Origin of the sequence: Chryseobacterium sp. MMO-72 (assembly GCF_037146035.1) — a bacterium.
GTDB lineage: Bacteria > Bacteroidota > Bacteroidia > Flavobacteriales > Weeksellaceae > Chryseobacterium > Chryseobacterium indicum.
The window spans coordinates 96413-110669 of the sequence record NZ_JBBCWG010000010.1; the positions used below are offsets into that span (position 1 = coordinate 96413).

The 14257-nt window shown below is 36.5% G+C and carries 11 protein-coding genes; 4 read left to right on the plus strand and 7 right to left on the minus strand.

The window, feature by feature from the left end:
• Nucleotides 1-364: 364 nt before the first annotated feature.
• Both porV and porU read right to left on the minus strand, forming a co-directional pair.
• Nucleotides 365-1528 carry a type IX secretion system outer membrane channel protein PorV gene (gene porV / locus WFH39_RS14205; protein ID WP_336690400.1) on the minus strand — a complete coding sequence of 388 codons (1164 nt, stop codon included), beginning with the start codon at nucleotides 1526-1528 and terminating at the stop codon, nucleotides 365-367.
• A 60-nt stretch (nucleotides 1529-1588) separates the two neighbouring features.
• Nucleotides 1589-5485, minus strand: coding sequence for a type IX secretion system sortase PorU (porU, locus tag WFH39_RS14210; RefSeq protein ID WP_336690401.1), 3897 nt, complete (start codon nucleotides 5483-5485; stop codon nucleotides 1589-1591).
• A 164-nt stretch (nucleotides 5486-5649) separates the two neighbouring features.
• Between porU and gldJ the strand changes: the two genes are divergently transcribed.
• Nucleotides 5650-7245, plus strand: coding sequence for a gliding motility lipoprotein GldJ (gldJ, locus tag WFH39_RS14215; RefSeq protein ID WP_214590398.1), 1596 nt, complete (start codon nucleotides 5650-5652; stop codon nucleotides 7243-7245).
• 64 nt (nucleotides 7246-7309) lie between these two features.
• Nucleotides 7310-8581, plus strand: coding sequence for a UDP-N-acetylmuramoyl-tripeptide--D-alanyl-D-alanine ligase (locus WFH39_RS14220; RefSeq protein WP_336690402.1), 1272 nt, complete (start codon nucleotides 7310-7312; stop codon nucleotides 8579-8581).
• Here the strand turns inward: WFH39_RS14220 and WFH39_RS14225 are convergent.
• The gene (locus WFH39_RS14225) at nucleotides 8574-9185 is read right to left on the minus strand and encodes an NUDIX hydrolase (protein WP_214590396.1); all 612 of its coding nucleotides are present in this window, start codon (nucleotides 9183-9185) and stop codon (nucleotides 8574-8576) included. The two genes, WFH39_RS14220 and WFH39_RS14225, sit on opposite strands and share 8 nt — an antisense overlap.
• Nucleotides 9186-9225: 40 nt before the next feature.
• Here WFH39_RS14225 and WFH39_RS14230 point away from each other — a divergent pair, with 40 nt between their 5' ends.
• Entirely contained in the window at nucleotides 9226-9615 is a 390-nt protein-coding gene (locus WFH39_RS14230; RefSeq protein WP_336690403.1) for an SRPBCC family protein, read from the plus strand.
• A gap of 35 nt (nucleotides 9616-9650) precedes the next feature.
• Here the strand turns inward: WFH39_RS14230 and WFH39_RS14235 are convergent, their stop codons facing one another.
• From WFH39_RS14235 to WFH39_RS14245, 3 genes are read right to left on the minus strand one after another with little or no spacing between them, the layout of a single operon-like run.
• Nucleotides 9651-10694: an anhydro-N-acetylmuramic acid kinase gene (locus WFH39_RS14235; RefSeq protein ID WP_336690404.1), complete on the minus strand. Its 1044-nt coding sequence runs from the start codon at nucleotides 10692-10694 to the stop codon at nucleotides 9651-9653.
• Nucleotides 10695-10698: 4 nt separating this feature from the next.
• On the minus strand, nucleotides 10699-11292 hold the full coding sequence (lptC, locus tag WFH39_RS14240; RefSeq protein ID WP_214590394.1) for an LPS export ABC transporter periplasmic protein LptC: 594 nt from the start codon (nucleotides 11290-11292) through the stop codon (nucleotides 10699-10701).
• A gap of 1 nt (nucleotide 11293) precedes the next feature.
• Nucleotides 11294-12577, minus strand: coding sequence for a hypothetical protein (locus tag WFH39_RS14245; RefSeq protein ID WP_336690405.1), 1284 nt, complete (start codon nucleotides 12575-12577; stop codon nucleotides 11294-11296).
• 255 nt (nucleotides 12578-12832) lie between these two features.
• Here WFH39_RS14245 and WFH39_RS14250 point away from each other — a divergent pair, with 255 nt between their 5' ends.
• Nucleotides 12833-13948, plus strand: a complete 1116-nt coding sequence (locus WFH39_RS14250) for a DNA polymerase III subunit (RefSeq protein ID WP_336690406.1) — start codon at nucleotides 12833-12835, stop codon at nucleotides 13946-13948.
• 36 nt (nucleotides 13949-13984) lie between these two features.
• On the opposite strand, the gene WFH39_RS14255 is transcribed toward WFH39_RS14250, so the two are convergent.
• Nucleotides 13985-14212: a hypothetical protein gene (locus WFH39_RS14255; RefSeq protein WP_214590391.1), complete on the minus strand. Its 228-nt coding sequence runs from the start codon at nucleotides 14210-14212 to the stop codon at nucleotides 13985-13987.
• Nucleotides 14213-14257: the final 45 nt, after the last annotated feature.

Genomic DNA, 14257 nt, shown 5'->3' on the forward strand with positions numbered 1-14257 from the left:
GAATATTTCATAGATAGGAGCTTTGTAATTCCCCTCCTTTGGAGGGGTGGCAAAAATTCGTAAGAATTTTTGACGGGGTGGTTTTTATATATATATTCAACATATATTACAATATGATTTAAGTAATTTGAATAGGAAAAGACTGGCAATTGTTGTTCCTAAGTATTGAAATCACATACAAAAACCTAGCCGTGATAGCAGCGGTTACCCCACAGCAGAAATGGAAAGGGTAGGGGTTAAGTTTAGAGGGCGCAGGAGCGAGGAGTATGAGCGGATAGCACGAAAAAGCTCCTGAAAAAGAAGAAAGTTAAAAAACAAAAAGTCCCATAATTTATGAGACTTTTGTATGGTATGTTTTAGAATTTTAATTATCTGCGTTGGAATTTTCGTCACCGATGTTCCATGTAAGCCCGAAACGAAGGGTATTATCCAAAGCGGTATTAATTTTAGACATATTGATGAGGTAAGAAACATCAAGACCGAAAGAACGGTACTTTAATCCGATACCTGCAGTTGCAAACTGTCTTGCTCCCTGTTCTTCACTTTCGTGGAAGTAACCGGTTCTTACAGAAAATGCATTGTCATAAGAATATTCTAATGCACCACTATACATAATGGAATTTTTGTTTTTGAATGATTTTCCGATTCCCGCCATTACACCTACGTTCGGAACCTGATAGATCGGCTGTCTTGTATTAGGATCTATTCCTACATATTCTGAACCCGGAACTAAGATTTTTGAACCTTCAACACTAATTCCCACTCTGTTCATATCATCAAGATACATATCATAACCGGCACCTAATCTTGCCATCGTAGGAAGGTAAGATCTTGAATTTTCATTTCCTGTATAATCCAGTTTCGGACCTAAGTTCTGAACAGCAAAACCTGCATTGATTTTTCCGTCCATTCCTCCTAAACTTGAGAATCTTGGAGACGTATAGTAACCTGAAACGTCTACCGCAAAAGAGTTCGCAGGTTTTAATGTAGTATCTGTGTTGAATCCTCCGGCTAAGTCTGAACGGATATATCTTCCTGTAACCGCCATGGAATAAGAATCGGATAGTTTAAGACCATAAGCTACATCAATAGAGAATTCGTTTGGTTTTGAGGTTCCCATGGATGTTACTTCGTTTCCTACTAACTGAGTGAGATCTACTTGTCCCATATTGAAGTAATAAATACTTGCAGAGATGGTGGATCTTTCTTCCTGCCCTAAAAATTTGTGGAAGGCTCCGTATAATAAAAACACATCATTGGTAAGTTTTCCCATGTACGGCGTATAGTTAAGTCCCACGGAAGAACTTGATCTGCTGAAAGGATATTTCGCTGCGTTCCAGAATTGTGAAAAAGCATCCGGAGAGGTTACCACACCCTGATCTCCCATACCTCCAGCTCTTGCATCTGGTGCGATTCTTAAGAAAGGAGCTCCGGTTAATACAGGTCTTACTAGACTTAAATCTTGAGAATAGCCTAAAAAACCAGCACTTAACCCAATTCCTAAAAGCAGTTTAGTAGTTAAATTCATATGTTGTCTTTTATATATTATCAGTTTTTTGTTGATATTATTACTGTTATCGTTTTAAATTTATTTCAAAAGTACCATTTTTTCTACAGCTGTAGCACTTCCTTTGCATTTTTCTTGATTTTGACTTTTTGCAAATATCTTAAAAATATACGTACCTTTTGCAACAGTTGCCCCAAAATCGTCTCTTCCGTCCCATTCTATTGCCTGACGTGGCGTTCTAAAGCCCTGTAAGAAAGGTTCTGCAACCACAGACTGAGATAAAGTTCTTACCAATTTTCCTGTAATTGTGTAAATCTGAACGTTCACATCCAGAATATCATCACAATTATGTTCAAACTGAACGTATGTTTTGTTCGTGAAAGGATTCGGCCAGTTTAACGGTCGGTTGATAACCAAATGCTGATCCGCTTCATCCTTAACTTCAAAATTTAACGTAGCAGTTGTAGAATTATTGTTTATGTCCCAAACTTTAAATGTTAACTGATGTTGTCCAACGGCAAGATTTCTGAAAGGATACGTTACATTACCTTTCTGATAATCTGCCAGACCAGGGCTTAAACATCCGTTTCCTTCACCTGAAGCATAAAAATCATTCAGTACAATTGTATTGATAATTTGCCCGTCCAAATATACTGTAATATCATGACCAATACCAGAGCCTGTAGAATTAATTCCTGTATCGTCTGTAATACATGCCAGTAACATCGGATTCTGATTTGTAATACCTCCGTCTGCAAAGTTGGTGTTGTTCATATACAATTTTACTTTTGGCGGCTGGTTGTCATTAATACCGTTTGGATTGATATCTCCCACCTGAACCGGCTGGTTATTGAAAACATCCGAAGCTTTATTGTCTGCATACCCTAAAATTCTGCCGGTTCCTACCGCATAGTTAATATCTTTCGGAACATAAAATTCTACAGTGAAGACTCCGTTTACAGCCGTTCCGGAAGCTTTTACAATAGCACTTCCTTCCTCGGTATATTTAAGAACAGGAGTTAATCCTCCGTCGTTGTTCAGAGTGGTCTTGTTTAATCTCTTATCAAAAATATTAATTACAACTCTTCCGTTGAACGTTGTGTTTACTGTTCCGTTAGGATTATTAATATGACCTTTTACTTTCACAAAATCCAGTCCTCTGATTAATCCCGGAACCGGAGTTTCAATATTATCAATTACCAGTAATCTTTTCGGTCTGGTAAGTTTCATGGCAGGATCTCCTAAGAAGTTAACTTTTAAATGTTCAGAAGAAGCTCCTCTCTGTTTTTTTGCATTTAAATGTGCATATCCTAAAGTATCAAAATCGTCATTGGTCAGTTTAAAAATATTTTGTGTAAAAAGGTTAGTGAAATCCACTCCGTAACCAACATCGATGGCACGGCTTGAAGTAATCATCGTTGCCGGTCCCCCTTGTTTAAGCTTTAAAAACTGCTCTCCCGCAGAAGAAACATCCGGATCATCCCAAAGTGTAAACTCACAGGTAATTGTCGATACAAACGGAAATCTGCTGTATACATTAGAGAAGTTATTCGCATTCTGAATTTCAGATAATGTTAAAACTCTTTCCTGCGCCCATCCGTTAATACCTCCATGCCCGAAATAGAAAAGATAAAGACTGTTTCCGATATCATTTGAGATCGCCTGATTTACCTGAGGATATCTTTGTCCGCCTGCTGTACTTTGTGCCTGAAAAGCATCCAGATAAAGTTTTCTTACATTATATTCCTTTAAAGTTGTATTATTTTGCTCAAAAACCGTAGCAAGAGAATTATTCATTACGGTATGGAATGGCGCACCTCCGTCATTATCATCATCCACCACAAAATCCAGTTTCATTTTCCATTCCCCGAAAGGTGTAGACTGTCCAGATAGACTGTTATAGTAAGCTAAAGTCTTATCAATCATAGTAGAAGCTTCCGTTGCATTGGCAGCCGGAATTCTTCCTACAGGAAGATCAGGAAGGTTAGAATCTATGTAGTTAGTGGTCTGCGGTTTTGTCATTACAATATAATCGTCAGTAACAAATGACCTTACCAGATCCTGAGAAATTTCACTCTGGTAGCCCGAAACTACATTGGTATTACCGGATATTCTGTTCTTGTAGTCAAAAGAGGTGTCCCCAAGGATCAGCACATACTTCAATGTTCCAAGCGGGGTGTTCAGTTTGGTTACAAAATCTCTTATTGCCGTAAGATCTTTGCTGCCGCTACCGAATTCATTATAGATCTTGTCTGTATCTACCACCTGCACATTAAAATTATTTTTGGTCTGATGATAGTTTGCAATTCTTTGCGCCTGTCCCAGCATTTCAGGAGTTGTTATAATTAAATAATCAACATTTTGCAAAGCTGAAATATTCTGATTGTTGATTCTTCCTACAAATGAAGGACTAAATGCAGCATCTGCCCTGAAAGCAACAAATTCATTATTGAAATTCAGATCAGATGCGGTGTACGCAAAATTAAAGCTTGCATTTCCTGCCGCTTTATTTACTCTTCTGTTGGCATTGGTAATATCGGTAACATCCCATATCTGTTCTGCTGCAGAAGCATTCGCAAGGCTGAATCCATACGTTGTATTGCTCCCTGTAACCAGTGAGAAATCCCTGAAACTCATCTGTGTTCCGTTAAAGCTCAGATTATCCTTATACTGAATTTCAAAATAATCGGGATAAAAAGTTCCGTTAGGATTCAGTGTAATATCAGGTTTTATACTGATGGTGATCTGGTTTCCGCTTAGTCCGGAGATGATTCCGGAGTAATTTGTAGGATAAAAATCATACGTGGAACTCTGATCCGGAGTTGGAACCGTAAAAGTAATTGGATTTTGGTTATTGATACTGTAAAGCAATTTGTTTTTTTGAGATTTATAACCAATTACCTGTGCCTTATACCTGATGTTATCTCCTGTCTGAACCGGAGAAGCCGTAGTAAATGTAACTGTTTTATCTGTTACAAAAGGAGTGTCTTCCACCCAGGTTCTACCCACTCTCAGCAGGTTTTTCTGATCTACATTAATCACCTGATAATTATCAAAACGGGTAATTAGCGGACTCGCAGGTAAATTAACATCTACAGGCTGAACTCTCTTTCCGGGACCTTTATCGAAATTGATGAAATAATACGAATAATCTTCATAAATATTCTTCAGATTTTCGCTGGGATAAGTTCTGGATTCTCTTCTTTTAACCCCGCTTCCGTTTGAAGAATTATACAAATTGTATCCGTTTGGTCCCTGTGCGTAGAACAAAGCGTAATCGTTATCATTCCATACCCCGTCATCTTCTCCAACTACCTGAATGGCGTTTTCCTGAAGCGCGCTGTACCTCGCGTCTTGATTGTTTTCCGGAAGCATGATTCCACCGTTTCCGTAAATTCTGAAATTTTTAGGATTTACAGAAGACGGGTTAATTCCGTTATCCTGTAAAAACTGCTTTGTTATTTTAAAAATGCCGGATTTATCAACTCTTATTTTGTAAAAAGTTCCTGTTGATAAAGGGTTATTCGTGGTCCCTAGCTTTAAGGTATTCCCCAGACTGTTAGAAACATTGGTCTCCAAAATTTCAAATGAAGAAAGTCTCTGGATCTGTCCTTTTACATTCTTAAAGAGCGATACATTGGCACTGGCATATCTTGCTCCGTCTGCATTGTAGTACACAATATCTTTTATCTCCTGATCGGTGATAAGATCCCTGCTTAATGAAAACAAATCTTTAGCAGAAACATTTTCCCAGATAGGATTAGAAACTTTTAACTGGTTTTCGCCAACTTGTTGTTTAGTTGTTATAAAAATGTTATTTTGGCTGAATGAAAATCCCTGATTTTTAAAATTTGGGAGATTGAGTTTTGTCTCACCAAAGTCTCGAATTTTAGAGCCATCCCATTCGATGGTGATCCTTTGAGCCCAAAGTGTTGATACAAAGCTTAATAAAAATAAAAGAGAAATTTTTTGTTTCATGTTTATTATTGAAATTTCTGAATTACAAAATAAATGAAAATTTTATAATTAAATTATGATACAATAAAATTAATTTGTTAACGTTTTTCAAAAAAATCAACTCTTTACTTGATTTATTGAATAATTTATTTTTTCTTTGTACTTTGAAAATATTTATATCGACTATGAAAAAACTAAAGTTGTTTTCATTAATAGCATTAAGTTCTACACTTGCATTAACCAGTTGCGGAGGATCTAATAATGGCGGCGGTACTAAAAAATTTGTCAGCAAAACAGGTTGGAAACCAAACGAGAAACAAGGTTGGTTTTTTGCAGGAAAGCAACAAAAACAAAAAGGTTGGCCGGGAATGGTATATGTAGAAGGTGGAACTTTTACAATGGGATTAGTGAAAGATGATGTTATGCACGATTGGAATAACTCGCCTCGCAGAATGCAGGTAAGTTCATTCTTTATCGGGGAAACTGAAATTACTAACTACGAATACCGCGAATACCTTACATGGTTGAAGTACGTATTCCCACCAAGCGATCCAAGCTTTAAGGAAATATACAACGGTGCGTTGCCGGATACCTTATTGTGGGACAACAAATTATCTAGAAATGATTACAACGAGACGTATTTCCGTGCTCCTGAATTCGATTACTATCCTGTAGTAGGAGTATCATGGACTCAGGCAAACAGATATTGCGAATGGTTGTCAGACAGAGCAAACGAGAAAGCCTTAATGCAGGCTGGTATCATTGCAAAAGATTTGTACATCAACGAATCTAATAATCAGGGTGGAACTGCGTTCAACATGGATAAATTCAAATCGAATGATCCGGAAATGCAAGGTTACATCAATGAAAAAAGAATGCAGCAAAAAACAGGTTTGAAAACTACAAACCAGAGATTGTTAGCTGCAAACAGAGCTCCGAACGCAGCAATGGTTTCAAAATTCAGACTTCCTACAGAAGTTGAATGGGAATATGCAGCTTTAGGTATGGCTAAAAACAGAGAGTACAATCAGTATATGGGTAAAAAACCTGAAATTGAAAAACTGAGAGGTACTAAAGGAAGAGAAAAAGGAATGTTCCTTGAAAACTTCAAAATGGGAACCGGGGACTACTCTGGTATCGCAGGCTGGAAAAATGATGGTTCTGCAAGAACTTCAGACGTAAGACAATATCCTTCTAATGATTTAGGAATCTACGGTATGTACGGAAACGTTGCAGAATGGACTGCAGATGTTTACAGACCAATCATCGATGAAGATTACAGCGACTTCAACTACTACAGAGGAAATATGCCGCAGGCTATCGTAAGAAACGGTGACGGAACTTACAAAATGGTAGACGAAAGCAGCATTAAATATGATACTTTAGCTGATGGAAGATTAGTTTACAGAAACTTACCGGGTCAGTATGAAAGACAAACAATTGCTGATTACAGAAACTATAGAGATGGAGACAGAATGTCTTCTCTAGACTATAGAACTGCATCAGATTCAGCTTCTTCATATGACATGTACAATTCTCCAAAATCAAGATTTATCGTAGATGCACAAGGTAGAGTAGTACTTCAAAAAGACAGAAAAGAAAGAACTTCTGCTGTTACTAACGATGTAAGAGTAGTAAAAGGAGGTTCTTGGCAGGATACAGCATACTGGCTAGATCCGGGACAAAGAAGATACAAGTCTCAGGATAAAGCTTACGGATGGATCGGATTCCGTGTAGCTCAGGATGCGAGAGCAAATGATAAAGGTAGAACAAGAAGATAATATTTATCAAAATAATTTTCAAAAAACCCTCCGGAATTCTGGAGGGTTTTTTTATTTTTGAAGTATGAATATAGAACAGTTTTATCCTTTATTTTTACAATCTGAAAAAGTAACTATCGACAGCAGAAAAATCGGTAAGAATGATATTTTCTTCGCTTTTTCAGGAGAAAATTTTAATGCAGCAACTTTGGCTGAACAGGCAATTGAAAGCGGAGCTTTAGCCGTAATTGTTGAACAGAAGGAATTCGAAAATAAAGAGAAAAATATTTTCTTTGCTCATTCCACACTGGAATTTTTGCAGCAGCTTGCCATTTATCACAGAAAACAACTGCAGATTCCTGTGATCGGGTTAACCGGAAGTAATGGAAAAACCACCACAAAAGAAATTATTCATGCTGTTCTTTCCGAAAAGTTTAATGTACAGTATACTATAGGAAATCTGAATAATCACATCGGAGTTCCTTTAACCATCCTTTCCATTAAGCCGGAACATGAAATGGCAGTGATAGAAATGGGAGCCAACCATCAGAAAGAAATCTCCCTTTTAAGTTCAATTTCCCAACCCGATTTTGGCTACATTACCAATTTTGGTAAAGCACATCTGGAAGGTTTCGGAGGATATGAAGGTGTTATTAAAGGAAAATCTGAGCTGTACGACTATCTTAAAGATCATAAAAAAACGATTATCGTTAACGAAAATGATCCAGTTCAGGTGGAAAAAACTGAAAATTATTCCCCGAAAATTACTTTTGGAAAAGAAAATTCAGATTATCAGTTTGAATTATTCTCAGAAGAAAATTTTGTAGGCATTAAATATGATAACCGAAAGGCAGTTTCAAAACTGACCGGAGAATATAATTTTACCAATCTTTGTGCAGCAGTGAGCTTGGGACTTCATTTCGGGATTGATTTTGAAAAAATAAAAAATGCCATTGAAGAGTATACCCCAACCAACATGCGCTCTCAGGTTGTTAAAAAAGACGGAAGAACACTGGTTTTGGACACTTACAATGCCAATCCGAGTTCTATGAGCGCTTCTTTGCAGAATTTCATCACTTTTGAGGGTTCAAAAACTATTATAATCGGCGATATGCTCGAGTTGGGTGATGAAAGTGAAAAAGAGCATCAGAATATTTTAAATTTAGCTCAGGAATTAGGTTTTGACCAGATTATCACAGTCGGAAAGAATTTTAAAAAGGTAAATTCTTCGGAAACAGCTTTTGAAAGCACAGCCGAATTAACAGAATATTTAAAACTTAATAAAATTCTTTCAGAAAATATATTATTAAAAGGTTCCAGAGGAATTGCTCTCGAAAAATCAATAGACTTTATTTAGTCTTCATATTTCGGAATTCTTCCACAATCAGTTTAATATTTTTGAATGTGCTTGGAAAAACCTCATCTTCAATCTGAACAGCGTTTTTCCAGGCAACTTCTGTAATTCCTTCTTCAATCTGAGGTTTTGAAGTATCTTCCCCATAGAAATTCATTTCAAACCAATGTGTGCATTTTAAAACCTTATCGCCGTTTCTTTCAACATAAATATGGTACGTTGTATTGATGAACTTCACCAGTTCTACATTCGTAAGCCCGGTTTCTTCTTCAATTTCCCTTACCGCAGACTCTTCACGAGATTCGCCTTTCTCCATTTTCCCTTTCGGAAGATCCCATTTACCTAACCTTTTGATGAAAAGGATTTCACCCGCAGAATTATTTACAATACCGCCCGCAGCTTCTATAATTCTGAATAATTTCTGAAATTCTGACCAGATTTCATCGATGTTTTCACCAAAAACATTCAATTCTTTTACCGATGTATTTTCCAGAAGATCCAAAGCGATTTCCAGGCTTGTGACGTTTTCGTATCCAAGCGTTTTTTCTAAGTTTTCAGATTGCTTAGACAACAGTAATTTTTTTTCGTTCACAAAAACTTTATACATATATTTGTAAGAATTAAGAATTTAAATACAAAAATAAAAAATGAATTTAGAAGGACGAAAGATTATTGTTAATAAATCATCTAAAGACCTGGTAGAAATCCTGAAATCGCCAGAAAATTACAAAGATTTCATGCCGGACGGTCTTCAGAAATTTGAAACGAGAGAAAATGGATTTAAATTCGGATTGCAGGGAATGCCGGAAATTGCTCTGAAAATTGAAGAAGTTACTGATGAAAAAGCGGTGCTGAGATCTGCAAGTTCAAGCTTAGATTTTTCTTTAACAGCGGCTTTAAACCCTCTAAATGAAAATCAGACCGAAGTTCAGATGTTATTTGAAGGAAAATTCAATCCATTTATTAAAATGATGGTAGAAAAACCTCTTCAGAATTTCATTAATACGCTTACCGATAAGATCGAAGTTTATAAATAAATGAAAACCTTCAGCAATGAAGGTTTTTTTATGTTTTAAGCAATAATTCCCGAACTGTGATCCTGTGAGCTTCCCGTTGCTGAAGACAAAACATTAATTTCATTATTATTCCGGAGAACTCCCATCAATGCAAAGATTAAAGCCTCTTTGAAATCAATAATTTCTTTTTCCGGAATGACGATCTCAGCATCCGTTTTGGCTTTTATTTTTTCAGTGAAGTATTGATTATAAGCTCCGCCACCTGTAAATAAGACACGCTTAAGTTGGTAATTATTGAAAACTTTTGAAATCTGTTCCGCAGTATGTTCCGTAAAAGTTGCCATTACATCTACGGTATCAATATCTTCAAAAAGAGGGAAAATATTTTCGTTGCACCATTCAATTCCTAACGATTTTGGATGAGACTGGCTGTAAAAATCCAACGAATTCAATTTAGACAATAAATCTTCATTAATTCTTCCCCTTCTTGCTAAATTTCCGTTTTCATCGAAATTTTTGTTGAATTTCTGAGCTAATTTATTCAGAATAATATTGACCGGAGCAATGTCGAAAGCGATTCTTTTGTTCTGAATTTTCATGGAAATGTTAGAAAATCCGCCCAGATTCAGACAGGCATCGTATTCCGAAAACAACAACTCGTCACCAATTGGGACAAGAGGCGCTCCGTTTCCACCCATCAAAACATCCTGACTTCTGAAATCATAGACCACAGGTAAACTTGTTTCGAGTTTAACCGCTCTTCCGTCGCCAATCTGTAAAGTAAATTTTTTCTGAGGCTGATGAAAAACCGTATGACCGTGAGAAGCGATGAGATCAACTGTTTTTATCTGATGCTTTTCAATAAAACTTTTAACCGATTTTCCTAAATAAAAACCGTATTCCGAGTTCAGTTCCAGCAGTTCTTCTGCAGAAAGATAAATAGATTTTCTAAGCTTATCTTCCCAGTTTTTAGAGTAGGGAAGTGTTTCTGCTTTCAGTATTTTGAATGTCCATTCATCTTGTTTTTCAAATCTGGCAAAACAGATATCCAGTCCGTCTAAACTTGTTCCGGACATCAATCCGATTGCATGGAAAACCATCTGATTATTTTTTGTTTTGAGATATTTCAGGCGCGGCAAAATCTCCTGAATTCTGGAAGAAAACATATTCAGAAAAATCATCTTTTGCACGCATTCCGTGCGCGCCGATCAGCGTACTTCCGTCTTTTCTCGTTACGTACACCGTATCTTTTGTATAAATATTTTTCTTTACCTGATCCCAGTAAATACTCTGCATGGCAAATTTATCGCCTTCATTGGTGGTAATTCTTACGTTTCCTTTCGCTTCGTAAAACTTTTTATAATCGTAGAATTTAGCATATTTAGCTTTAATGGTTCCGGGAATTTTCGGTTTCTTCTTGTCGAAAAACTGAATGTCAATTCCTTTTCTTGCAACCGTATAAGGACTATCGATCAGTTCATATTTTTCGATGATTGGTGCTTTAGCTCTCATTGTCACAAACCCCGAATCTCTCTGGATGATGTTTGCATTATTAATGATCTGTGAAGGAAAGTTTTTACTCTGCTTACCTTTATTTTTCGTAAGATCTTCTTCACAGGAAGTTATAGCAAAAAATATAGCACAACTAAAAAGGTATGCTATATTTTTTTTGTATGATATGTTTCTAAAAAACTTCATTTTAGTTGTATAGAGTCTTTCTGAACCACTTATCCGCAAAATTGAAACCAACTCTCAGGTTTACAAAGTTTTGGTTGATCAGGTTGTTTTTAGTAGTTCCTCTTTTTCCGATTTCCAGTCCAAGTTCAAGACCGCTCATTCTTGTTATGCTGCTGTTTTTGAATGGAAGAAGTACTCCTGCAGAAACTCCGAACTTATTGATGTTCTGTCCAGCGATCTGAAGACTTCCTTTCTCATAAAAAGCTCCGTATCTGTAAACAATTCTTGAAAAATAGCTTCTGAAATTATTAAAATTCGGCAGGTACCATCCTCCGGCAGAAATTCTGTAGGAATCCTGAAGATCAAGCGTACTTCCGAAATAGCCAATACTCGCACCTTTTTTATAATCTCCCTGAAGAGAAAGGAACCATTTGTTCTCTTCTCCGTATCCTACTCCGACAGAAGCCTGTAAAGGCAGAAGATTTTTAGAGTTTGTACTTTTCTGGTCGATGATGCTTTCATTACTTTTTACAGTGGCAGCAGCATCAGAATAGAAGTAGGTACTGTTTACGTAATCGCTCGTCATATTACTTGTATTTCCGAAGGTAGTAGTTGCCCCGATGGTAAGCTTTCTGTCTGTACTCGTATTCAGATTCTGGTAACTTGCTCCTAAGGTAAAGTTAAAATTATGGATGCTGTTTTTGGTTTCATATCCGTTAATTAACTCTGCATTGGAATAAGCCAGTTCATTCAGGTCATAAAGATTTCCGAAGTAGTAATTCGCTCTTGCTCCAACAGCAAGTTTATCGTTCACTTTATATCCTAAAGCCATTTGTACCGTATTCAGTGTCCCGCTTCCTTTAAATCTGTTGGCTCTTATATTGCCGGAGGACAATGTATCTCTGTGGATAATCTCGTAGCTTTTTGAGCTGTACGGCTGATAAGAAAACCCCATCTTCAGTTTGGGAGACAGTGGAAAAGCAATTGAAATATTCGATAAATACGTAGAATGTTTGGTAGACTTCGTATTGTTATAGTTTGTTTTAAAGTAATTGTTTTCGTTGGTAGCTTCCAGCTTGATACTTGTAAGCTCGAAATTAGCATTGTTTGCAGGGTTTGCAAAATTGAAATTACTTGTAAAATCACTTATAAAAGCGGTAGATATACCTCCCATTGAGGTAGTTTCGATCGTATTATCATATTTTACATCTCCGATTCCGTAAGTTGCATAAGGAGAGTTACTCAGATTCTGCGCGTTAAGGAAATATCCAACTGATATCAATGATAGTACAAAGATTTTTTTCATTCTTTATTTTTAAAACAATGCGCAAATATCTTAAATATTAATGAATTGTAAAAATTATAAGAGGTTAAAGTTTGTTAAGGGGGATGAATAGCTATAATTATGATGAATTCTTAATTGTAAATTCGCTTTGGCTGTGAATTTTTATACATTATCTATATACTGTATGATAAAATTCACAATAGATCTGCAATGCAAAATTCACCTGCGAAGTAAAAATTCACATTCTGCGAATTACAAATTTCTTATCTTTGAATCATGAATTGGGAGAACATTGCCGGACAGGAAAGTCTAAAAAAACTTCTTAGAGACAGTATCGCCGAAAGCAGAGTAAGCCATGCCCAGCTTTTTGTAGGCAGAGAAGGCTATGGAACATTGCCGGTTGCATTGGCGTATGCCAAAGAAATTCTGAGCAGCGAAAATCCACACGCAGGAGCGAAAGTGGAGCATCTCAATCATCTCGATCTGCATTTCAGTTTTCCGGTTTTTACGGATAACAAAAACTCATTAAGCAAAAATAAATTTGATGAATTCAGGGATATGGTTCTTAAATCTCCCTATGCAGGATATGATGAATGGACGGCTGTTTTAGAATCCGAAAACAAGCAGCTTTTTATTTCGGCAGATGAAATTGATGAGCAGAACCAGAAATTTTCTTTAAAAAGTTACGAAGGCGGAACTAAAATTCTCATCGTCTGGAGAGCCGATAAAATGAATGTCGCTGCATCCAACAAATTCCTGAAGTTTTTAGAAGAACCTCCTGCGAAAACAATTATTCTGCTTACCGCAGAATCTACCAACGATATTTTACCTACCATTCTTTCAAGAACGCAGATTGTAGAAGTACCGAGAATAAACGATGAAGATCTGGAAATGTATCTGAAAAAAAACTATAATCTTTCAGAAGACAAGACAGGGGAAATCATCCATCAGGCTCAGGGAGATCTGAATGAAGCCTTAAAACTTTTACAATCCGGAAATAAAACCGATGAGTTTGAAAAACTTTTTGTACAATGGGTTCGTGATGCATTTATGGTGAAAAAGAAACCTGAATTTCTACGAAGCATTATTCTCTGGGCAAGAGAAATTGCAGGATGGAACCGTGAAAAACAGAAAAACTTCTTAAACTACTGTTCCGAAATTTTCAGACTCGCTTTGCTTCAGAATTATCAGTCTGAGAATTTAGTCTATAAAAAGATTGATGCCAATGGTTTCAACTGGATGGGATTCTCAAAATTTATCAGCGGAGCCAATATTGAAAGTATTCTTGAAGAAATCAGCACTGCCGATCTGCACTTAACCCGAAACGGAAATCCTAAAATTGTCTGGACAGATCTTGGAATAAAATTATCAAGATACATCCATAAAAGCTAAATAAAAACTCCGAAACGAATTCGGAGTTTTTTATTGTTAAGCTGTTTTCTTTACTTTAGCAGCTTTTTTATCAGTTGTTTTCGTGCTGTTCTCTGCTGTTTTGTGCTTAGCATCACAGTCTTTATGATGATCTCCGCAGGCTTTCTTGTCTTTTACAGAACATTCTTTCTTGTCTTTTCCTGCACAGCATGCACCTTTTGGAGTTTCCTGTGCAAAGTTCAGCGTGAACAAAGCAATCGCTAAAACTGAAACTATTTTTTTCATGATCTAAATTTTTAATGAATCCAAATATAGTAATTTTTCTATTCA

Coding starts and splice junctions, on each gene's coding strand:
- WFH39_RS14250 (WP_336690406.1), top strand. CDS start 12,833: ATGAATTGGGAGAACATTGCCGGACAGGAAAGTCTAAAAAAACTTCTT.
- lptC (WP_214590394.1), bottom strand. CDS start 11,292: ATGAAGTTTTTTAGAAACATATCATACAAAAAAAATATAGCATACCTT.
- porV (WP_336690400.1), bottom strand. CDS start 1,528: ATGAATTTAACTACTAAACTGCTTTTAGGAATTGGGTTAAGTGCTGGT.
- gldJ (WP_214590398.1), top strand. CDS start 5,650: ATGAAAAAACTAAAGTTGTTTTCATTAATAGCATTAAGTTCTACACTT.
- WFH39_RS14255 (WP_214590391.1), bottom strand. CDS start 14,212: ATGAAAAAAATAGTTTCAGTTTTAGCGATTGCTTTGTTCACGCTGAAC.
- WFH39_RS14225 (WP_214590396.1), bottom strand. CDS start 9,185: ATGTATAAAGTTTTTGTGAACGAAAAAAAATTACTGTTGTCTAAGCAA.
- WFH39_RS14235 (WP_336690404.1), bottom strand. CDS start 10,694: ATGGTTTTCCATGCAATCGGATTGATGTCCGGAACAAGTTTAGACGGA.
- WFH39_RS14245 (WP_336690405.1), bottom strand. CDS start 12,577: ATGAAAAAAATCTTTGTACTATCATTGATATCAGTTGGATATTTCCTT.
- porU (WP_336690401.1), bottom strand. CDS start 5,485: ATGAAACAAAAAATTTCTCTTTTATTTTTATTAAGCTTTGTATCAACA.
- WFH39_RS14230 (WP_336690403.1), top strand. CDS start 9,226: ATGAATTTAGAAGGACGAAAGATTATTGTTAATAAATCATCTAAAGAC.
- WFH39_RS14220 (WP_336690402.1), top strand. CDS start 7,310: ATGAATATAGAACAGTTTTATCCTTTATTTTTACAATCTGAAAAAGTA.